Genomic DNA, 19,531 nt, shown 5'->3' with positions numbered 1-19,531 from the left:
GAGGGCCTCACTCGCAAGGGGCTGGCCACCCGCGCCCGGATCGTGGAAGCCGCCGCAGAGCTCGTCCTGGAGCGAGGCGTGAACGCGACGTCGCTCGAGGACATCCGAACCGCGACGAGGACGAGCAGGAGCCAGCTCTTCCACTACTTCCCCGAAGGCAAGCCCGACCTCGTCAGCGCGCTCACGCAATGGCAGGCCGCACGGCTGCTGGGTGCCCAACGGCCTTACCTGGACGAACTCGACTCCTGGGAGTCGTGGCAGAAGTGGCGCGAGGCGATCACGGCCTACTACAGGGCGCAGCCCTTCTGGGGCTGCCCCATCGGCTCGATGGTCAATGAGCTCGCCGGGAGCCATGACCAGGTCGCCGCGGCAGCCCAGAACGCGATGGCCGACTGGCAGCGCCTGCTCCAGACCGGGACCGAGCACATGATCGCCGCGGGCCTGCTCCGGGCCGACACCGAACCGCAGCGGCTCGCCCGCTCGATTCTCGCCATCCTGCAAGGCGGGCTGCTGATGACCAAGACGACCCGTACCGAAGAGCCGCTCCTCGACGCACTCGACACCATCTTCCTCACCCTGCGAGCACACGCCGTCGATCCCGCACGCTGAGGACGACGAAGCCGAGCCGGCATCGCACTCCACGAGGCCGATCAGCCGGTGGTGTGCCGCGTCGAGGCCGGGTTCTCAGAGGGCGTCGACGCGCGCCTGGATCTTGCCGACGCTGCTCGGCCGGTCGTCTTCTGGAGGTCGAGCTGCACGTACTGCCGGCGTCTGATCTTTCGGTCGGGCCGGAGCGCTGGATAGCTCCACACGTACGATGCCTGGCCGCCCGTCTCCTCCCACAACAGCACCGCGCCGTCGAACCGCAGTGCACCGATCGCCGCGTCGCCGGTAAGCAGCCTCGAGGAGAGCTCCTGGAGCACCGCTTGGCGGGCTGCGGGCGCCGCCTGCCAGTGGCCGCCGAGTCCCGGGGTGGCCAAGTCGGTATGGAAGCCGACCAGGCACGTGCGCGCAAAGAGCACCAGATGCAGCAGAAAGACGTCGCTGTAGCCGAGGATGGGCTTGGGGTCGGCAGTGATCGCCTCGACGTCGATCAGGTCGAGGCAACCGAGGGCCGTCTGGCCGCCGTCGTACTCGATGACCGCGCGCACCTCGGGATCACGGAGGCCGTTCAATTCCTCGGCGATCTCTGCCGGTCGGGCCGCGCTCCACCAACGCCGTCGCCCTGCTTCGAGGAGCGGTGCCCGATGCACGCGGAACCCCGTCCGGTCACCGACGCAGTATCCCGACACGCGCAACAACACACATGTATTGATCGACCGCCCAGCAGGCCTGGCCCGCCCTGCTCCACGTCAGGTCGGTCCCCCGGGGGCACCCGGGCGCATCTGTGCCGGCTGTGCCCCGTGAACATGTGTCCGTCAGGGTCCGCTCCTGACTGGCCTGGTCTGAACCGGTTGGCGGTCCGGAACGACCTCGCGGTCGGACATCAGATGATCCACCAAGGTCAGCAGCAGGTCGCGGCTCGCGGAGCGTTGCCGTAGGTCGCCCATCACGATGGGTGTGCGTGGGTCGAGATCGAGCGCGTCCCGGATCTCGGGCAGGGTGCGCTCCTGACGCCCGTCGAAGGAGTTGACGCCGACGACGAAGGGGATGCCACGGTTCTCGAAGAAGTCGATGGACGCGAAACTGCTCTGCAGCCGCCGGGTGTCCACGATCACGACGCCCCCGAGGGCCCCGTGCACCAGGTCGTTCCACATGAACCAGAAGCGCTCCTGCCCCGGCGTGCCGAACAGGTACACCACGAGTCGGGAACTCACCGTGATGCGCCCGAAGTCCAGGGCCACCGTGGTGGTGGTCTTCCGTTCCACCCCGCCGACGTCGTCCACGTCCATGCCGGCCATGGTCAGATGCTCCTCGGTGTGCAGTGGCGCGACCTCGCTCACTGATCCGACCATGGTGGTCTTGCCCACGCCGAACCCGCCCGCGACGAGGATCTTCACAGCGGCGAGGGCCGCACCTGCCCGAGACCCGTCAGGGTTGTCAGAGTCTGAGAAGGCCATCTCTCACCGCCTGAAGAAGTGTCATATCCGGACTTTGGCCGACCGCGACCGCCAGAGGCGGTCGGGCCGTCACCCCGCCGAGCGCGAGCAGGTCGGCGATGAGGATCTTTGTGACCACCACCGGGAGATTGAGCTCGGCGGCCACCTCGGCGAGCGCCACCGGTGTGCGGCACTGCTGAAGGATCACCCTGTGTTCGGGTTGTAGAGCACGGGCGGCCAACTGTTCAACGGGTTGGGCGACAGTGGTGATCATGGTGATGAGGGTGAGGTCGGCCCGAGCATTGACCGTCCGGCCCTGGGTGATCGTGTACGGCCTGACGAAGCCCTGCTCCGCGTCCTCGTCCTCCGACGCGTCCGTCCAGTGGTTCACCCAGGTCCACCGCCTTCCGCGTGCTCTCGCACGACGCGCACCTCGGTACCCAGTTGCTGCCCGACCTGCTGCACCAGGGTGTGCATCGCCACCGCCATCAGCTCCGCGTCGACCTCCTGCTCGGCCACGACCGCCAAGTGGGTGCCACGGCCGGCGGAACTGATGAAGAGCCAGAGATCGGTGAGCTCGACGATCACCTGGTGAACCACTCCGCCGCCGAAGATCTCACCGACCCCGCGAGCCAGGCTCTGCTGGCCGGTGGCGATGGCGGCCAGCCGCTCGGCGTCGGTCCGGGTGATACTGCTCGACCGGCTGACGACCAGACCGTCGTCGGACAGCACGACGGCGTTCCTGGTACCCGGGATCTGATCGACCAGCCCGTCGAGCAGCCAGTCCAGATCATCATTGGTGCTGGTGGTGCGCAGTGTCATCGTCGATCGTCCTTCCGATCCCAGTCAGGGCCCGGTGAAGTGCTGGTGGTTTGGTGGTCGGAGTCGGGGGTGTTGCGGGCCACCCGGGACTGGCGTTGGAAGGCGCCGACCGTGGTGCCGGCGCGGCGCGCCTCGGTTCGCTGCCCGCGCGGTGGCTGCGGCTCGGATGGCGCGGTCGGCGTCCCGTCGTCGTGTGTGGGGGTGGGGGGAGGCACGCGAAGTTCGGGTACGAGGCTGGCCTGCCGTACGCGTCTCGGCAGTGGGTTCACCTGAGATGGTGGGGCAGGGGCAGGGGCAGGGGCGGAAGCCGGTGGCCGGCTCCACGGGCCGATGAGCGGTCGTGTGAACGCATCCTGGCCGTCGGGGTGCGGGCCGTCGGGGCCGTACGACTGGTGATCGGCGTAGTGGTCCGCTTCCCCGGGCCAGGGTGCGTCGACGACGGAGAGCTGGGACGGGGCGGGACTGGAAGGCGTCTTCGAGAACGGTTCCTCGTCGGATATCAGCTCTCCCGGCACCAGGACGACCACCCGGGTGCCGCCGAAGGACGAGGGCCGGAGTTCCACCTTCAGCCCCAGGTCGGCAGCCAACCTGGCGACGACGTACAGGCCCAGCCGCGCATCATCGGAACGGGACATCACGTCCATCTTGGGCGGGTCGGCCATCATCTCGTTGGCCTCGGCGTACTGCTCGACCTCCATGCCCAGGCCACGGTCCTCGATCTCGACCGCGAGACCGCGCCCCACGCGTGTGGCGGACACCTCAACAGGAGTCGGTGGTTTGGAGAACATCACCGCGTTCTCCATCAGTTCGGCGAGCACGTGAACCATGGGACCGACAGCGCGCTCGGACAGCCAGGTCCGACCCGAGGTCTCGATCCTGATGCGCCGGTAGTCCTGCACCTCGCCCTGCGCGGAACGGATGACGTCCAGCACGAGCACGGGCTTGCGCCAACGCCGCTGGGGCTGTCCACCGCCGAGGATCACCAGGTTCTCCTCGTAGCGACGCAGCCGGGCTGCCAGATGGTCGAGGTCGAAGAGGCCTTCCAGGACTTCGGGGTCCTCGTTCCGGCGCTCCATTTCACCGAGTCGCTTCATCTGCATGCCGATCAGCAACTGGGTGCGCCTGGCAATGCGTTGCAACAGCCGTTCGAAGCCGCGGTACTGCTCGACCTGTCGTACCGCGGTCTCCAGGGAACTGCTCCGGGCCTGGTTGAGAGCCTGGCCGAGCATGCCGAGTTCGTCCGTGCCGTATCGGATCGCGGGCAGCTCGGTGTCCGGGTCCACCAGCTCGCCGCGCCGCAGCCGCTCGACCACGTCGGGCAGCCGGGTCTGCAACTCCAGGGCCGAGGACCGGAGCGCGAAGATCCGGCGACGCAGGACTCCGGTGAACCACAGCGAGACCAGCAGGACCAGCAGCACGGCGAGAGCACCGACGGAGCTGTTGACGATCAAAGTGACCATCAGACCGTGGAGTTCGCGCTCGGTGGTCTTGAGGATCTGACTCTCGTACGCGTTGGTCGCCTGCTGGAGCTGGAGCGTGACCTCACCGACGCTCTGCCGCCACTCTGCGACGACCTGCGCAGACACCTCGGTCCGGCCGTCCGTCCCGGAGACCGGCGCGCCCAGGACGGTCTGCTCGGCCTTGCTCTTCTGCTTCCAGGCGGCACTGGACATGATGGTCCGGTAGGCCTGGGCATGTTGGCGGGGCAGAAGCGGTATGACCTCGTCGTTGTAGATGTGCTGCTGGTAGCCGATCAGCTCGGCGATCTTCGAACGCTGGGAGCTAGAGAAGTGGCCGGTCGCCGCCCCCGCCGTGAAGATCGTGTCTTCGCGTGCGAGTGCCTCCTGCCCCCACAGCGCGTCGAGTGCCGGCTGTCCGAGAACGTTCAGTCTGGCGATGCCGACATTGGTGAAGTCCGTGAAGATCCGCAGGTCCGCGGCGATGGCGGCGCTGTATGCGTTGATCATCTGCTGCTGGCTGATGGCCTGCCGGTCGACGGCCTTCCGGTGCCCGGGCAGCTGCGCGAGCTCTCGTTTGACCTCTTCGTAGTGCGCGACGATATCGGCCGGGGCAGAGTCTGAGAGACCTTGCAGGCCCTTGATGGACGCATCGGTGATCTGCCGCTGCTTCGCCAGCTTCGTCCGATCGGCGGCGGGGTCGGCGAGCGCGGCCGCGCTCAGCTGCCGCTCCGCCTGCAAGTTGTAGAAGATGACGACTGCCGGGAGCGCGACGCGTGACCCAGCGGCCTTGCGGTTGCTGACGCTGTGCCAGTTGTCGTAAAGCTGGGCCGAGTTCACCGCCCACACGGTGACCAGGGCGATGCTGGGTACAACCGCCAGGACGAGCAGGATCGCCCGAAGGGACAGTCGCCGACTCCGACTTGCTTCCCGGCCGTCCTGCCGTTTTGCCGCTCGTGCGTGCACTGCCACTTGAATCCCCGGGCATGTTGGCGGTGGCGCACTGCTCCGATCCGAACGGGCCGCGCCATGTCGGGGGGAGCCTACTCGGCGATAGCCGAAATGGGCATGGTCTGTTAATTCTGTATTGGTAGCTTCTCGCGGAGCGTGCCGCAGAGTCTTGGCGAGCTGTTCGCGCCTCCACTGGAGGCTGCCTTCTCTGTGCATCGCACCTCATCGAGGTAGACGAATAGTTCCGATGATGTCTAATCTGTATTCGATCCTGTTGCCGCCAGGACCAATGCGCGGGGGTGATGGTCCTGGAAGGCCACCACGGTCTTCGGGCCTGGTGCTGGGGCAGCGGCGCGGAAGAGCGGAAGAGAGGCAGAGCCAGTGAAAATCGGACGCTGTACGGACGGAGATGCGGTGTTCTGGGCCGTCATCGATCCGGAGGCGGACTCGGCGACGCCGCTGCCGGGCCCCATCGCCGCGTGGGCGCCGATGGTGATGGACGGAGCAGTTCCGACGGCCGCTGCGGGGCGCACCCGAGGGTTGTCCGACCTGACCCTGCTTCCGCCGCTCGAACGCGGCAGCACCGTTGTCGTCGCCGGCGCCAACTACAGCTCGCACCTTGTCGCATTGGGCTCCGCGCTCTCCGATCGGCCGGCCATGCTGCTCAAACCGCACAATGCCATCATCGGTACCGGTCAGGAGATCGCCTTCTCCCCTCTTACCGAGCAACTGGACTACGAAGTCGAGCTGGTGGCCGTGATCGGTGCAGCCCGGCCGGGTCCGTCAGAGTCTGCCGTGTCCGCCTGGGATCGCATCCTGGGTTACACGGTCGGCAATGACGTCACCGCCCGCGACCTGGCCCTCGGCGGGGTCCTCAAAGTGGACATGTTCTCTGCCAAGGTGCTCGACCATGCCACGGGCCTCGGTCCCTGGATCGTCACCCGCGACGAGTTCGGCGACGGACAGCCTGATCTCGAACTGACCCTGAGCGTCGACGGTGAGGTGCGTCAGCACGATCGCACCAGCTCCATGGCGCGCAACGTGGCGGAACTGCTGGACTACGCCGACGCACGCACCAGCCTGGGCCCCGGCGACATCCTCTTCACCGGCACCCCCGCGGGAGTGGGTCACGAAGACGGCCGCTATCTGCAACCGGGCCAGAAGGTGGTCGCCAGTGTCGAGGGAATCGGCTCGATCACGAACGTCGTGGGGCCGCGCGGATGACGCCGGCCTGGACGGATGTCCATCACCATTGGATCTCGCCCAGTCTGCAGCAGGCTCTCACCGCGAGGTCCGATGCGGACAAGGGAGGGGGCGCCGCCGTGCGGGCCGCATCCCAGGCCTTCCCTTCCCTCGCCGACCTTCCGGCCCAGCAGGAGGAACTCGCCGAGGCAGGGGGCACGGCGGTGCTTTCCCTGCCGCCGATCGGTCCGGCCGTTGACGGTCGGCCGGACGCGGCAGCCGTCCTTCGGTCCTGCAACGACGAGTTGATCGACGCGGTCGGCAGCGGCGACTCGTTCGTCTCAGCGATGATGGTGCTGCCGCTGCCCGACGTCGAACAGTCGCTGGCCGAACTGGGTCGCATCGGCTCCCGTCCGGCCGTCAGCGGAGTCATGGTCTACGCGACTCCCACACGCCGGCCGCTGGACGACCCCAGTTACGAACCGGTCTGGGCCGCCGCCGCCGATCTCGGGCTCCCGCTCTTCCTTCACCCCGAAGCCGACCCTCTCCCGCAGATCGACGGCTGGCGTCTGAGCGACAGCCTTGCCCCGCCCGTCTCCACAAGTCTCCAGGCGGCAAGGATGATGCTGTCGGGGACGCTTGACCGCGTGCCGCAGCTGACCTTGATCATTCCGCACCTGGGAGGCGTCCTGCCCTATCTCGCCCAGCGCCTGGTGGACCTGAGCGGGTCCGGCGACGGCGAGCATGATGTCCTGCATTACTTGCGGCATCGGGTGTACCTGGACACCTGCTCGTACCACGAGCCCGCATTACGGTGCGCCCTGGACACGGTTGGGTCTGCCCGGCTCCTCCTCGGATCCGACTACCCATTCCGCGGGCCGGTTGCGCGTTGCGTCGACGACATCACACGCGCAGATCTGGCAGCAGAGGATCACCACGCCATCCTGAGGGCGAACGCCTCGATCCTCTTCGCGAGCAGCCGTGGCCCCTCCATGGCAGGCCACTGATCATCCACAGGACATTCGTCACAGGAGTGGAGTCGCGCATGCCCGCCCTTTCCCACCCGGTACGCCGTACACGTCTCGCCCCTGAGCGGGAGCGGGAGCTGTATGAGGCGGTCATGGCTCTGGTGTGCGAGGTGGGCTACGACGCTCTGACGATGGACGCCGTGGCGACACGTGCGCAAGCCAGCAAGGCCACTCTCTACCGCCAATGGAACGGTAAGCCGGAACTGGTGGCGACCGCCCTGCGGGAGACCAAGGCGGTGCTTGTCGGTGAGGTCGACACAGGCTCCCTCCCGGGCGATCTGCGCGAGATCGTCCGAAGGATCGGCGACCACAGTGCGCAGAACGTCTCGGTCATGCGCGGGATCGGCCAGGCGGTCGAGCGCAATCCCGAACTCGGCCGCGCGCTGCGCGAATCGCTGATCGAGCCCGAGGTCCAGGCTCTGCGCCGGATACTTGCCCGGGCGGTGGCCCGCGGAGAGCTCGACGAGAACCAGCCGGCGACGGCGTTCCTGCCACAGGCGATGCTCGGCGCCGTCGTCGCCCGTCCGCTGCTGGAGGACCGGCCTGCCGACGCGGCCTATCTGACGCGGTTCGTGGACGAGATGGTGCTGCCTGCCCTCGGCCTCTGAGGCTGAGTCGTGTCGATCGTCAATTCGCGTACACCCCGCACCAAGGCGGCGCCTGCGCTCTGTAAGGCAGCCGCGATGTCACCCGTCGACACAGCCGTCCGGGGCCGGACAGGCGAGACCTCGGCGGCTGTCGGATTCAGCCGGCCGCCCGGGTCCGGGAACGGCCCGAGCTGCTCCCGGCCGCGGCCGTCATGGACTTCCACAGAGAGGCCACCCGTTCGGCCGTCGCGTCGGAGCCTGCGGAGGGGACGAGGTAGACGGACAGGGTCAGCCGGATGAACATCTCCGCCAGTTGCCTCTTGGTCAGTGTGCCGTCGCGGACCGGAGGGGCGTCCCGGAGTACCGGGTCCAGGGCGTCGGAGACGACTGCGAGCAACCTGTTGAACTCACGGGACAGCAGGTCGAGTACGACCGAAGGCTCTGACTCCACGATCCGCATGATCTCCGGATGGGTCGTGCGGTAGTCCAGCAGGGCCTGGAGGACGATTTCCAGTCGGTTCTCGGGCTCGGGCTGAGCTGAGACTGCGTCGTCGAGAGCGGTGTGCAGGGTGCGTTCGACGTGTTCGCCGACCGCCTCCAGGACTTGTTCCTTGCTTTTGAAGTACCGGTACAGCGTCCCGCGGGAGACTCCCGCCTCCGTGTAGACGTCGCTCATCGAGAACTTGCGCACACCGTAGCGGCCAACGGCACGGATGGCGCCGTCGACGATCTTTTCGGTGGTCTTGGTGATCGCGGTCACCTGTTGACGATACCACCAGATAAGTCACCACCTGTTCGATCGGCCCAGTCGGGGAGTGGCGCGGCCCCTCGTGAGTGACAGTAGGAACAATATCTGTATACTTCGTTCAGAAGGCTGTGATTGATTGACCGATGGATGGAGTCGAGCGTGAGTGATCCGGCGGCCCAGGTGCGTCGGCTGGACCGGGTGGTAGTCCGGTTCGCGGGGGACTCCGGCGATGGCATGCAGTTGACCGGTGACCAGTTCACTGCGCAGGCGGCGGCCTTCGGTAATGATCTGGCGACGCTGCCGGACTTCCCGGCGGAGATCCGGGCGCCCGCCGGCACGCTGCCGGGAGTCTCCAGCTTCCAGCTGCACTTCGCCGACTACGACATCCTGACCCCCGGTGACCGGCCGGACGTCCTGGTGGCCATGAACCCGGCGGCTCTCAGAGCCAACCTCAAGGATCTGGCGCGTGGTGGCACCGTCATCGTCAACACCGACGAGTTCGGGAAACGGGCACTGGCCAAGGCGGGATACCCGACCGATCCGCTGGCCGACGGGTCGCTGGACGCGTACCAGGTGCACCCAGTCCCCATGACCGCGCTGACCCGCCAGGCGCTGACCGGCACCGGCCTGACGAAGAAGGACGCGGAGCGGGCCAAGAACATGTTCTCGCTGGGGTTGTTGTCCTGGATGTATCACCGTCCGACGTCCGGGACCGAGCAGTTCCTGCGTTCGAAGTTCGCCCGCCGCCCGGACCTGGCCGAGGCGAACGTGCTGGCCTTCCGGGCCGGCTGGAACTACGGCGAGACCACCGAGTCGTTCGCCGTCAGCTATGAGATCGCGGCCGCGAGCCTGCCTCGCGGCACGTACCGCCAGATAACCGGCAACACCGCACTCGCGTACGGGATCGTCGCCGCCGGCGAGCGTTCCGGCCTGCCGGTCTTCCTCGGTTCCTATCCGATCACCCCGGCCTCCGACATGCTGCACGAACTGGCGCGGCACAAGAACCTCGGTGTGACGACCTTCCAGGCCGAGGACGAGATCGCCGGGGTGGGCGCGGCTCTGGGAGCGGCGTTCGGCGGTGCGCTCGCCGTCACGTCGACTTCTGGTCCGGGTGTGGCCCTGAAGGCGGAGACGGTCGGTCTCGCGGTCTCCCTCGAACTGCCGTTGGTGGTCCTCGATGTCCAGCGCGGCGGCCCGTCGACGGGGCTGCCGACCAAGACCGAGCAGGCGGATCTGCTGATGGCGTTGTTCGGCCGCAACGGCGAGTCCCCGGTTGCGGTGGTGGCCCCTCGTTCGCCCGCCGACTGCTTCGGCAGCGCTCTGGAGGCGGCCCGGATCGCGCTCACCTACCGCACCCCCGTCCTGCTGCTGTCCGACGGCTCACTTGCCAACGGCTCCGAACCCTGGTTGATCCCCGAACCGGAGGACCTGCCCGACCTCCGGGTCGACTTCGCGACCGAATCCAACGCCCCCGACGGCAGCGACGCCTTCTGGCCGTACCTGCGTGACCCCGAGACGCTGGCCCGGCCATGGGCCGTCCCCGGTACTCCCGGGCTGCAGCACCGCATCGGCGGTCTGGAGAAGGCCGACGGCACCGGCGAGATCTCGTACGACCCGGACAACCACGACCGTATGGTCCGGCTGCGGGCGGCGAAGATCGACGGCATCGCCGTTCCCGACGTCGAAGTCGACGACCCGTCCGGCGCGGCCCGGGTGCTGGTCGTCGGCTGGGGCTCCTCCTACGGACCGATCGGTGCCGCGTGCCGCCGTGTGCGGCACAGGGGAGAGGACATCGCTCACGTGCATCTGCGTCATCTCAACCCCCTGCCCGCCAACCTGGGCGAGGTCCTCGCCCGCTACAGCAAGGTGCTGGTGCCCGAGCTGAACCTCGGGCAGCTGGCCCTGCTGCTGCGCGCCCGGTATCTGGTCGATGTGGTCGGCATCAACAGGGTGGCCGGGCTTCCCTTCAAGGCCGAGGAACTGCAGGACCTTTTTCTCGCAGCCCTCGATGACCTCGACGAGGTGGTCGAATGACCAGTGTCGATCTGGGCCTGCCCGGTCTGACCGCCAAGGACTTCAAGACCGACCAGGAAGTGCGCTGGTGCCCCGGCTGCGGCGACTACGCGATCCTCGCCGCCGTACAGGGATTCATGCCCGAACTCGGGCTGGCCCGGGAGGACATCGTCTTCGTGTCCGGCATCGGGTGCTCGTCCCGCTTCCCCTACTACATGAACACGTACGGGATGCACTCCATCCACGGCCGGGCTCCGGCGATCGCCACGGGGCTGGCGGTGAGTCGCTCGGACCTCTCGGTATGGGTCGTCACCGGCGACGGTGACGCGCTGTCGATCGGCGGAAATCACCTGATCCACGCGCTGCGGCGAAACGTGAACCTGAAGATCCTGCTGTTCAACAACCAGATCTACGGTCTGACGAAGGGCCAGTACAGTCCCACCTCCGAAGTCGGCAAGGTCACCAAGTCGACACCGATGGGCTCGCTCGACCATCCCTTCAACCCGGTCTCGCTCGCTCTGGGAGCCGAGGCGACGTTCGTCGCCCGGGCACTCGACTCCGACCGCAAGCAGCTCACCGAGGTGCTGCGAGCGGCCGCCGAACACCAGGGCACCGCACTCGTCGAGATCTACCAGAACTGCCCCATCTTCAACGACGGGGCTTTCGACGCCCTCAAGGAGCCGGGCGAGCGTGAGCGCCGCATCGTCCCCCTCCGGCACAGCGAACCGATCCGCTTCGGAGCCGACGGCGCCTACGGGGTCGTACGCGGTCCGGACGGCGGGCTGCGCGTCGCCGAGATCGGCCCGGACAAGGAGCCGGACATCATCGTCCACGACATGACGGCCGCTGACCCCGCGCAGGCGTTCGCACTGTCCCGGCTGGACCGGTCGGGCGACCTCGGGGTGGGGCACACCGTCACCGGTGTGTTCCGCTCCGTGTCCCGGCCCGCCTACGACGACCTCGTTCGCGACCAGCTCAGGCGAGCCGGACCGCGCACACCGCTGCGGGACCTGTTGCGGGGCGCCGACACATGGACCGTCTGAAGCAACCACAACCTATCTGACCTGGGAGAAGCGATGCCGCTCCGTGACGACATGAAACTGATCTCCGTCGACGACCACCTCATCGAGCATCCGAGGGTCTGGGCAGATCGCCTTGCGGCCAAGGACCGGGATGCGGGGCCCCGCATCATCGAGAACGACGAGGGCAGCCAGGTGTGGACCTACGAAGGGCGGGTGTACCCGAACATCGGGCTCAACGCCGTGGTCGGCAAGGACCCCACGGAGTGGGGCTGGGACCCGGTCCGCTACGACGACATGCTGCCGGGCTGCTACGACCCGGCCGAGCGGCTGAAGGACATGGACGTCGACGGTGTGTACGCCGGCATGGCTTTCCCGTCCTTCCCGCGGTTCGCCGGCACGGTCTTCCTCGAGGGCCAGGACAAGGGTTTGGCGCTGCGCTGTGTCCAGGCGTACAACGACTTCGTCCTCGACGAGTGGTCGGCGACCGACCCGAACCGGCTGGTGCCCGTGGTGATCCTGCCGATGTGGGACGTCGAGGCGAGCATCGCCGAACTGCGGCGCACGGCGGCCAAGGGCGCGAAGACGGTCAGCTTCGTCGAAAGCCCCAGCCCGCTCGGGCTGCCGTCGTTCCACACCGACCACTGGGACCCGCTGTTCAGCACCTTCGAAGAGGTGGACATCCCGCTGAGCCTGCACTTCGGCACCTCCGGGACCCGGCCGTTCACCTCACCGGACGCACCGGAGGCGACCTTCATCTCCCTCATGGGCCTCAACTCCATGAAGGCGCTGGTCGACCTGTGCTTCTCACCGGTCTTCCACCGCCACCCCAGCCTGAAGATCTCCCTGGCAGAGGGCGGCATCGGCTGGATTCCGTATCTGCTGGAGCGGGCGGACACCACATGGGAGCGGCAGCGGTTCTGGCAGGACATCAACCAGGACGTCCGCCCCTCGGATCTGTTCCGCAAGCACATCTGGGGCTGCTTCATCACCGATCGCACCGGCATCAGTCTGCGCCACGACATCGGCGTCGACCGCATCATGTGGGAGTGCGACTTCCCGCACTCCGACTCCATGTGGCCCAACAGCCGCAAGGTCCTGCACGACGCGGTGGTGGACGTCCCGGACGAGGAGGTTCACGCCATGGTGGAGCTCAACGCCCGCAAGCTCTTCAAGCTGGACGGCTGATGACCACCGATCAGCAGCCGGTCGAGCATGATCCGCTCTCGGAGGAGGCGGACCTGCTGACGATCCGTGAGGCGCAGGCCCGGGTCACCGAGCGCATCCGCGACTTGCGGCAGGAACTCCAGACCCTCCGGGACGGCGGAGCCCATCCCGTCGAACTGGAGGCCGTACGCGGCCGCCTCGATCACCTGGTCAAGGCGGCGGAACGGCTCGGCGTCGGCCGGGCGTGAGGAGGAACTGGTGCGGCGCACGGTGTACGGCGACGACCACGAGGCGTTTCGCAAGGTCGTCAGGGCGTTCTTCGAGTCCGAGGTGGCTCCGGAGTACGAGGCCTGGGAGGAGGCGGGCGGGCCGCCCCGCAGCTTTTGGACCCGGGCCGGCGAGCTGGGGCTGCTGGGCGTGCAGGTCCCCGAGGAGTACGGCGGCGGAGGGGCGGCCACCTACCTGTTCAACGCCGTGATCACGGAGGAGGCGCAGGCGGCGGGGGTGGGGCTCGGCGGGCTCCGGGTGCATACGGACATCTGCATGCCCTACTACCTGCGGTACTGCACGCCCGAGCAGCGTGAGCGATGGCTGCCGCGGCTGGCGTCGGGAGAGGCGGTCGCCGCGATCGCCATGTCCGAGCCGGGGGCCGGGTCGGATCTGAAGGCGATCGCCACCACGGCGGTCCGGGACGGCGATCACTATGTCGTCAACGGCACCAAGACCTTCATCTCCAACGCGGTCAGCGCCGACCTGGTGATCGTCGCCGTGAAGACCGCCCCGGAGGCCGGGCGCCGCGGTATCAGCCTGCTGGTGGTGGAGCGCGGAATGCCAGGATTCGAGCGGGGCCGGAACTTAAGGAAGGTGGGCCTGAAGGCACAGGAACTGGCGGAACTGTCCTTCACAGATGTGCGGGTGCCGGTGGGCCATCTGCTGGGCGAGGAGAACCGCGGGTTCGAGTACCTCATCGCCAACCTCGCTCAGGAGCGCCTGTCCATCGCGGTCGCCTCGCAGGCAGCGGCCGGCGCCGCACTCGCGCGCACCGTGGACTACGTCGGGGGCCGCAAGGTCTCCGGGGTCACCGTCGGCTCGTTCCAGAACACCCGCTTCGAGCTGGCGGCCTGTGCGACCGACATCGCGGCCGGCCAGACGCTGGTGGACACCGCGCTGCTCGCCCATGAGCGGGAGGAGCTGAGCCCGGAGGACGCGGCTGTGGTGAAGCTCTTCTGTACCGAGATGCAGGGGCGTGTGGTCGACCGGTGCCTGCAACTGCACGGTGGTTACGGCTACATGTGGGAGTACCCGATCGCCCGGGCGTACGCCGATGCCAGGGTCTCCCGGATCCTGGCCGGGTCCAGCGAGGTGATGAAGGTGATCATCTCGCGGTCGCTGGGGCTGTGAGACATGACTGTCCCGGGGCGGTGCCTACCGCCCCGGGACAGTCATGTCTCGATCAGCCGGTCTTCGTCAGTCGGTCCTGGCCACCGGTGCCACGCTCTTGGGCAGGCCGGGGGAGACCGGCCTGTGTCCCCAGACGCTCAGGTTCTCCGGGTTGCGCTCGCTGATCAGCCCCCAGTCGGGGGCGGTGATCCCGCCGTTGATGTACTCGACGGCGAAGCCGCTCGGGGTGATCGGGTAGAAGGAGATCACCGGGTCCTGGGTGTGCTTGCCCAGCGAGTACACCATGCCGGTCCCGCGCTCCTGGACCAGGTCGTGGGCGATGCCGACGTCGTCCAGGTCGTTGACGCCGATGCCGATGTGGTGCAGGCCCCGGTGGCCGGGGATCGTGCCGTAGGCGATGTTGTGGCTGAGCGTGGTGAGGTTGGTGGCCCAGAAGCCGATCTGTCCTCGATGGCCGTTCATGCCGTGGCCGAACCAGCGGAAGCCCATGACGTTCGCCAGGAAGTCGTCGAGCTCCGGCGGGTACTCGGGGACGATCAGGACCAGGTGCCCGACGCCCAGCTCGTCGGCGACGAAACCGGCGTGCCGGCGACCGGGGACGAAGGAGCGCTGGGTGAACTTCTGGCCGTAGAACAGCTCGTGCTGGTAGCCGACCGGGTCCTTGAACCGGACGAGCTCCGTCACCCCGCGCTTCTCGGCCAGTTCCGCGTCACCGACGGTGACCTCGACACCGGCGTCCTGGAGCTTGGCGACCGCCGCGTCGTACGCGGGGCGGTTGGGGATCTCCCAGCCGATGTAGGCCAGTTGTTCCGATTCTCCCGGGTGGACCGCGATGCGGTACCGGCGGTCGTCCATCCGCAGGTACACGGTCTCGTCACCCTCCCGGGCGGCCGCGAGTTCGAATCCGAGGATCTCGGGACCGAAAGTGGTCCAGTCCCGGTAGTTGGGCGACTCAACTCCGACGTAGCCGATACCCAAGATGTCCATCGCGCCTCTTCCTCTCGCAGGCAGATCTGCTGTTGAACAGATATTACTGTTTCAGTATAGTGCGTTCCGTCTGGCGACTACGTCAAGTCGGCTCATGCGGCGAGACACCTGGGAGGAATCGGCATGCGGCTCGGGACGGTTGTGCTGTGGGGTGACGACGTCGCTCATTTCCGTCGACAGGTGCGCCTGGCGGAGGAACTGGGTTATGAGGTGATCGGCGTCGGGGACTCGCCTGCGGCCTGGCATGACATCTATGTGTCGCTGACGGTGGCGGCACAGGAGACGAGGACCGCCACGCTGGCCACCATGGTCACCGCGCCCTTTCTGCGGCATCCCGCCGCTACCGCGAGTGCCGCCTCCACTGACGCGTGCCCGCCCCCTGCCCCTCTACCTTGCGGCCGACGGCCCCCGCGCGCTGCGGCTGGCCGGCGAGCTCGCCGACGGAGTCGTCATCGGTGTCGGACTCTCGCTCGACCTCGTGGCCCAGAAGATCGACACGGTCCGCGCTGCCGCGCGGGACGCGGGGCGGGATCCGGACGCGATCGACTTCTGGGGAATGGGCTTCGTGTCCGTACGGGACAGCCGCGCCGAGGCCGATCACGACATCAGTGCCTTCCTCGCGGCGACCGGTGGCATGGGTCTGAAGTCCGCGCACATGCGGGCGATCGTTCCACCCGAGCTCCTGGGCGCGGTCGAGGAGTTGGAACGACGGTACGACCCCACCGTGCACGTGGTGGTCGGGAGCCCTCAGGCGCGCCTGGTGGAGGAGCTGGGACTGACCGACTTCCTCGTCGGACTGAGGGGAGTGACGGGGAGCCCGCAGGAGGTGCGGGCCTACGCCGACGAGCTGGAGAAGCTGGGAGTCTCTTGTCTGCTCGCCCCGCTGCCCGGCAACGTCGATCCCGAGGGCATGCTGACCCGCCTCAGCGCGGCCGTGCGGTACTGAGGAGCGTCCGGTGGGCAGACTCGACGGCAAGGTGGCCCTGGTCACGGGCGGCGGTAAGGGGATCGGGCGGGGGATCGCCCGGGCATACGCGCGCGAGGGCGCGGCGGTGGTGATCGCCGAGGTCGACGAGGAAGCGGGTGCCCGGACCGTCGCGGAGATCCAGGACGTCGGCACCGCGGTCCTCGCGCTCGCCGACGTCGGACGCAAGGCGGACGTCCTCTCCGCGGTCCGTGCGACTACTGATCGATTCGGCCGACTGGACGTGCTCGTCAACAACGCGATAGCCCTGTCCCCGAATGTCCTGCTGGAGCAGAAGACGGACGACATGCTCGACGGTGTCCTGCGCACAGGTCTGTGGGGCACCTGGTGGGCCATGCAGGCGGCTTTCCCCGTGATGCGGGACCAGGGCGGCGGCCGCGTCATCAATCTCTACTCGATCGATGCCGAGGCGGCCGCCTGGCTGCATGCCGACTACAACGCGACCAAGGATGCCGTGCGCGGTCTGACCAGGACCGCCGCGGCCGAATGGGGCCGCCACGGAATCCTGGTCAACCTGATCGCGCCCAGCGCCGCCGGCAGCGTCTTCGAGGATCTCGCCGCGGCGAACCCGGGCTTCGCCGAGATGGCCGCCTCGATCAATCCGCTCGGCCGGGTCGGCGACCCGGAGAAGGATGTCGCGCCCGTCGCGGTGTTCCTGGCCACGGAGGACTCGTGCTGGGTGACAGGCGAGACGATCCACGTCGACGGGGGTCAGCATCTGCCGCGCTACCAGAGCCGTCCGCCCGGCACCTGACGGCGGATATCAGGCCGCTTACCGCCTTTCGAAGATCTCATCAGGAGTTGTGCGATGGCCGATTTGGAATACCAGGTTGCTGACGGGATCGCGACGATCCGGCTGAACCGACCCCAGCGGAAGAACGCGTTCACCCTGGCCATGGTGGATGCCTGGGCGGCGGCGCTCGCCGAGGCCCGTACGGACGCCGAAGTGCGCGTCGTGGTGTTGACCGGGGCAGGCGACGCCTTCTGCTCCGGCGTGGATCTGGACGACTTCACCGGCGGGCGGACGTCCGTGCTGGCCGACAAGGAGCTGCTCACCGATCGGGTGCACCGGGTCGCGCTGGCCCTGGAAGACCTGGACAAGCCGGTGCTGGCGGCTGTGAACGGGGTAGCGGTCGGAGCCGGGATGGACATGGCGCTGATGTGTGACATCCGCTTCGCCGCGCGGTCGGCGAGGTTCTCCGAGGGTTACGTACGCGTCGGACTCGTTCCCGGAGACGGCGGGTGCTACTACCTGCCACGGCTTGTGGGCGCGGCCAAGGCGCTGGAACTGCTGTGGACCGGCGACTTCGTGGATGCCGAGGAGGCGCTGCGCGTCGGTCTGGTCACTCACGTGCATCCCGATGCCGAACTCCTCCGCGAGGTGTACGCCTTCGCCCGCAGGCTGGCGGACGGCCCGCCGGTGGCCATCCGGCTCATCAAGCGGGCCCTTCGCCAGGGGCAGACGTCGGATCTGCGTTCCGCTCTGGACCTGATCTCCTCCCACCAGGCCGTTGTCCAGTCCACGCGCGATTCGCAGGAGGCTTACACGGCGTTCCGGGAGAAGCGCAAGCCGGTCTTCGAGGGTCGCTGAGCCGCGAAGGGTGAGCCTTCGAGGCATGGTAGACGAAAGGAACAGAAACTGATTATTCTGTTCACATGAATCTGTCCCTGCTGTTGGAGATGGCGGCCTCGGGCTTCGGTGATCGTGTCGTGCTGGGAAGCCCGCAGGGCGGCGTCACCGCCGCGGAACTGCACACGCGCGCGCTGTCCGGTGCCGCATTGATCAGGCGATCCGGGGCCCGGTCCGTGGTGTACCTCGCCGGGAACGGGGCGGCCTTCGCCGTGGCGCTCTTCTCCGGGGCCGCAGCCGGTGTACCGGTGGTCCCGCTCAACTACCGGCTCGGCTCGGAACGGTTGCGGGAACTGGTCGCCGCACACGAGCCGGCGCTGGTCATCGCCGACGACGCGAGCGCCGCTAGGCTGGGCGACCTGCCGGTTCGACTGACGCCCCAGGAATGGCTGGACAGTACGGCCGGGGAGGCACCCGAGCCGGCCCCCGCGACCGAGGCCGACCCCATCGCACTGCTGCTCTACACCAGCGGCACCACCGCAGCACCCAAGGCGGCCGTCCTCCGGCACAGCCACCTGACCTCGTACGTACTCTCCACCGTCGACTTCGCGGGGGCGGGCCAGACGGAGGCCGCGCTGGTCAGCGTGCCGCCGTACCATGTGGCCGGAGTCTCCAACACGGTGAGCAACCTCTACGCGGGCCGCCGGGTGGTCCACCTCCCCTCCTTCGACCCCGGCAGCTGGCTGGCCGCCGCCCGGGACGAGGGCATCACCCACGCACTCGTCGTACCGACCATGCTCGCCCGCATCACCGAGTACCTCGGCGACGATCCCGCGGACGTGCCGACGCTCACGTCGCTCGCGTACGGGGGTGCGCCCATGCCCGCCCCGGTGATCGAGCGCGCGCTCCGGCTGTTCCCGGACACCGGTTTCGTCAACGCGTACGGCCTCACCGAGACCAGCTCGACCATCGCCCTGCTCGGCCCGGAGGACCACCGGGAGCCGGCCCGGCTCGGATCGGCGGGGCGGATCGTCCCCGGCGTCGAGGCCCAGGTCCGCGACGAGAACGGCGCGCCACTGCCGCCCGGTGAGCCCGGCGCCCTGTGGGTGCGGGGCGACCAGGTCTCCGGCGAGTACCTCGGTGTCTCCGGAGCCCGGGAACCCGGAGGATGGTTCCACACCCGGGACCGCGCGTACGTGGACACCGACGGATACCTGTTCGTCCTGGGGCGCGCGGACGACACGATCATCCGCGGTGGGGAGAACATCGCCCCCGCCGAGATCGAAGAGGTGCTGCGCACGCATCCGGCCGTTGCCGATGCCGCCGTGACCGGTCTGCCCGACGAGGAGTGGGGCGAGCGCATCGCGGCCGCCGTCGTTCCCACTGCGGAGATCGCCCCGCCCACTTCCGATGAGCTGCGGGAGCACGTACGAGCCGTACTGCGCAGCTCCAAGACCCCCGACATCGTCGTCCTGGTCCCCGGCCTCCCTTACAGCGACCTCGGCAAACTCGCCCGTCGTCAGGTCGCCGACACGGTACGGGCGGCACTGCGGACCTCTCACGCCTGACGGAAGG

At 68.1% G+C, this 19,531-nt stretch carries 20 protein-coding genes and 1 pseudogene; 14 read left to right on the top strand and 7 right to left on the bottom strand.

What is annotated here, in order from left to right:
- On the top strand, positions 1–609 hold a 609-nt coding region (locus tag TN53_RS17945), incomplete at its 5' end, for a TetR/AcrR family transcriptional regulator (RefSeq protein WP_046259517.1).
- 41 nt (positions 610–650) lie between these two features.
- On the opposite strand, the gene TN53_RS17940 is transcribed toward TN53_RS17945, so the two are convergent.
- The 5 genes from TN53_RS17940 to TN53_RS17920 form a co-directional block, all read right to left on the bottom strand.
- A complete protein-coding gene (locus TN53_RS17940) occupies positions 651–1,253 on the bottom strand; it encodes an LD-carboxypeptidase (RefSeq protein WP_234441619.1) in 603 nt (200 codons plus the stop codon).
- Positions 1,254–1,418: 165 nt separating this feature from the next.
- A complete protein-coding gene (locus tag TN53_RS17935; protein WP_046259516.1) occupies positions 1,419–2,060 on the bottom strand; it encodes a GTP-binding protein in 642 nt (213 codons plus the stop codon).
- The gene (locus tag TN53_RS17930; protein ID WP_046259515.1) at positions 2,041–2,430 is read right to left on the bottom strand and encodes a DUF742 domain-containing protein; all 390 of its coding nucleotides are present in this window, start codon (positions 2,428–2,430) and stop codon (positions 2,041–2,043) included. The genes TN53_RS17935 and TN53_RS17930 overlap by 20 nt, the downstream gene beginning before the upstream one ends.
- Complete coding sequence (locus tag TN53_RS17925) at positions 2,427–2,861, bottom strand: roadblock/LC7 domain-containing protein (RefSeq protein ID WP_046259514.1); 435 nt, start codon at positions 2,859–2,861, stop codon at positions 2,427–2,429. Before TN53_RS17925 ends, TN53_RS17930 begins: the two co-directional genes overlap by 4 nt.
- Complete coding sequence (locus TN53_RS17920; RefSeq protein WP_052745238.1) at positions 2,858–5,158, bottom strand: nitrate- and nitrite sensing domain-containing protein; 2,301 nt, start codon at positions 5,156–5,158, stop codon at positions 2,858–2,860. The genes TN53_RS17925 and TN53_RS17920 overlap by 4 nt, the downstream gene beginning before the upstream one ends.
- Before the next feature lie 525 nt (positions 5,159–5,683).
- On the opposite strand from TN53_RS17920, the gene TN53_RS17915 reads away from it, so the two are divergent.
- From TN53_RS17915 to TN53_RS17905, 3 genes are read left to right on the top strand one after another with little or no spacing between them, the layout of a single operon-like run.
- A complete protein-coding gene (locus TN53_RS17915; RefSeq protein WP_199924598.1) occupies positions 5,684–6,493 on the top strand; it encodes a fumarylacetoacetate hydrolase family protein in 810 nt (269 codons plus the stop codon).
- Positions 6,490–7,458 (top strand): amidohydrolase family protein, encoded by a 969-nt coding sequence (locus TN53_RS17910; protein WP_046259512.1) that lies wholly within the window; start codon positions 6,490–6,492, stop codon positions 7,456–7,458. The genes TN53_RS17915 and TN53_RS17910 overlap by 4 nt, the downstream gene beginning before the upstream one ends.
- A gap of 38 nt (positions 7,459–7,496) precedes the next feature.
- Complete coding sequence (locus TN53_RS17905) at positions 7,497–8,087, top strand: TetR/AcrR family transcriptional regulator (protein WP_046259511.1); 591 nt, start codon at positions 7,497–7,499, stop codon at positions 8,085–8,087.
- A 136-nt stretch (positions 8,088–8,223) separates the two neighbouring features.
- Here the strand turns inward: TN53_RS17905 and TN53_RS17900 are convergent, their stop codons facing one another.
- Positions 8,224–8,826 carry a TetR/AcrR family transcriptional regulator gene (locus TN53_RS17900; protein WP_052745237.1) on the bottom strand — a complete coding sequence of 201 codons (603 nt, stop codon included), beginning with the start codon at positions 8,824–8,826 and terminating at the stop codon, positions 8,224–8,226.
- Between the two features lie 147 nt (positions 8,827–8,973).
- Here TN53_RS17900 and TN53_RS17895 point away from each other — a divergent pair, with 147 nt between their 5' ends.
- Genes TN53_RS17895 through TN53_RS17875 form a run of 5 tightly spaced genes read left to right on the top strand, consistent with a single transcriptional unit; the run spans position 8,974 to position 14,414 of the window.
- Positions 8,974–10,848, top strand: coding sequence for a 2-oxoacid:acceptor oxidoreductase subunit alpha (locus TN53_RS17895; RefSeq protein WP_420719106.1), 1,875 nt, complete (start codon positions 8,974–8,976; stop codon positions 10,846–10,848).
- The gene (locus TN53_RS17890) at positions 10,845–11,870 is read left to right on the top strand and encodes a 2-oxoacid:ferredoxin oxidoreductase subunit beta (protein WP_046259509.1); all 1,026 of its coding nucleotides are present in this window, start codon (positions 10,845–10,847) and stop codon (positions 11,868–11,870) included. Before TN53_RS17895 ends, TN53_RS17890 begins: the two co-directional genes overlap by 4 nt.
- A 33-nt stretch (positions 11,871–11,903) precedes the next feature.
- Positions 11,904–13,034 (top strand): amidohydrolase family protein, encoded by a 1,131-nt coding sequence (locus tag TN53_RS17885; RefSeq protein WP_095046556.1) that lies wholly within the window; start codon positions 11,904–11,906, stop codon positions 13,032–13,034.
- Positions 13,034–13,261 (top strand): hypothetical protein, encoded by a 228-nt coding sequence (locus tag TN53_RS17880; protein WP_046259508.1) that lies wholly within the window; start codon positions 13,034–13,036, stop codon positions 13,259–13,261. The genes TN53_RS17885 and TN53_RS17880 overlap by 1 nt, the downstream gene beginning before the upstream one ends.
- A 10-nt stretch (positions 13,262–13,271) precedes the next feature.
- On the top strand, positions 13,272–14,414 hold the full coding sequence (locus tag TN53_RS17875) for an acyl-CoA dehydrogenase family protein (protein WP_046259507.1): 1,143 nt from the start codon (positions 13,272–13,274) through the stop codon (positions 14,412–14,414).
- Positions 14,415–14,480: 66 nt separating this feature from the next.
- On the opposite strand, the gene TN53_RS17870 is transcribed toward TN53_RS17875, so the two are convergent.
- Positions 14,481–15,401: a VOC family protein gene (locus TN53_RS17870; RefSeq protein WP_046259506.1), complete on the bottom strand. Its 921-nt coding sequence runs from the start codon at positions 15,399–15,401 to the stop codon at positions 14,481–14,483.
- A gap of 123 nt (positions 15,402–15,524) precedes the next feature.
- Here TN53_RS17870 and TN53_RS49560 point away from each other — a divergent pair.
- The 5 genes and pseudogenes from TN53_RS49560 to TN53_RS17850 form a co-directional block, all read left to right on the top strand.
- Positions 15,525–15,704 (top strand): annotated as a pseudogene (locus TN53_RS49560) (hypothetical protein); the annotation flags it as partial.
- Between the two features lie 46 nt (positions 15,705–15,750).
- Complete coding sequence (locus tag TN53_RS17865; RefSeq protein ID WP_052745236.1) at positions 15,751–16,347, top strand: LLM class flavin-dependent oxidoreductase; 597 nt, start codon at positions 15,751–15,753, stop codon at positions 16,345–16,347.
- A gap of 10 nt (positions 16,348–16,357) precedes the next feature.
- Positions 16,358–17,140, top strand: coding sequence for an SDR family NAD(P)-dependent oxidoreductase (locus TN53_RS17860; protein ID WP_046259505.1), 783 nt, complete (start codon positions 16,358–16,360; stop codon positions 17,138–17,140).
- Between the two features lie 54 nt (positions 17,141–17,194).
- Positions 17,195–17,977, top strand: a complete 783-nt coding sequence (locus tag TN53_RS17855) for an enoyl-CoA hydratase/isomerase family protein (protein ID WP_046259504.1) — start codon at positions 17,195–17,197, stop codon at positions 17,975–17,977.
- A gap of 65 nt (positions 17,978–18,042) precedes the next feature.
- Positions 18,043–19,524, top strand: a complete 1,482-nt coding sequence (locus TN53_RS17850; RefSeq protein ID WP_046259503.1) for a class I adenylate-forming enzyme family protein — start codon at positions 18,043–18,045, stop codon at positions 19,522–19,524.
- The last annotated feature ends 7 nt before the right edge of the window (positions 19,525–19,531 follow it).

The organism is Streptomyces sp. WM6386 (assembly GCF_000972385.1).
Lineage (GTDB): Bacteria > Actinomycetota > Actinomycetes > Streptomycetales > Streptomycetaceae > Streptomyces.
Note: the sequence above shows the minus strand (reverse complement) of the source record. Positions and strands in the feature narration are given on the sequence as shown.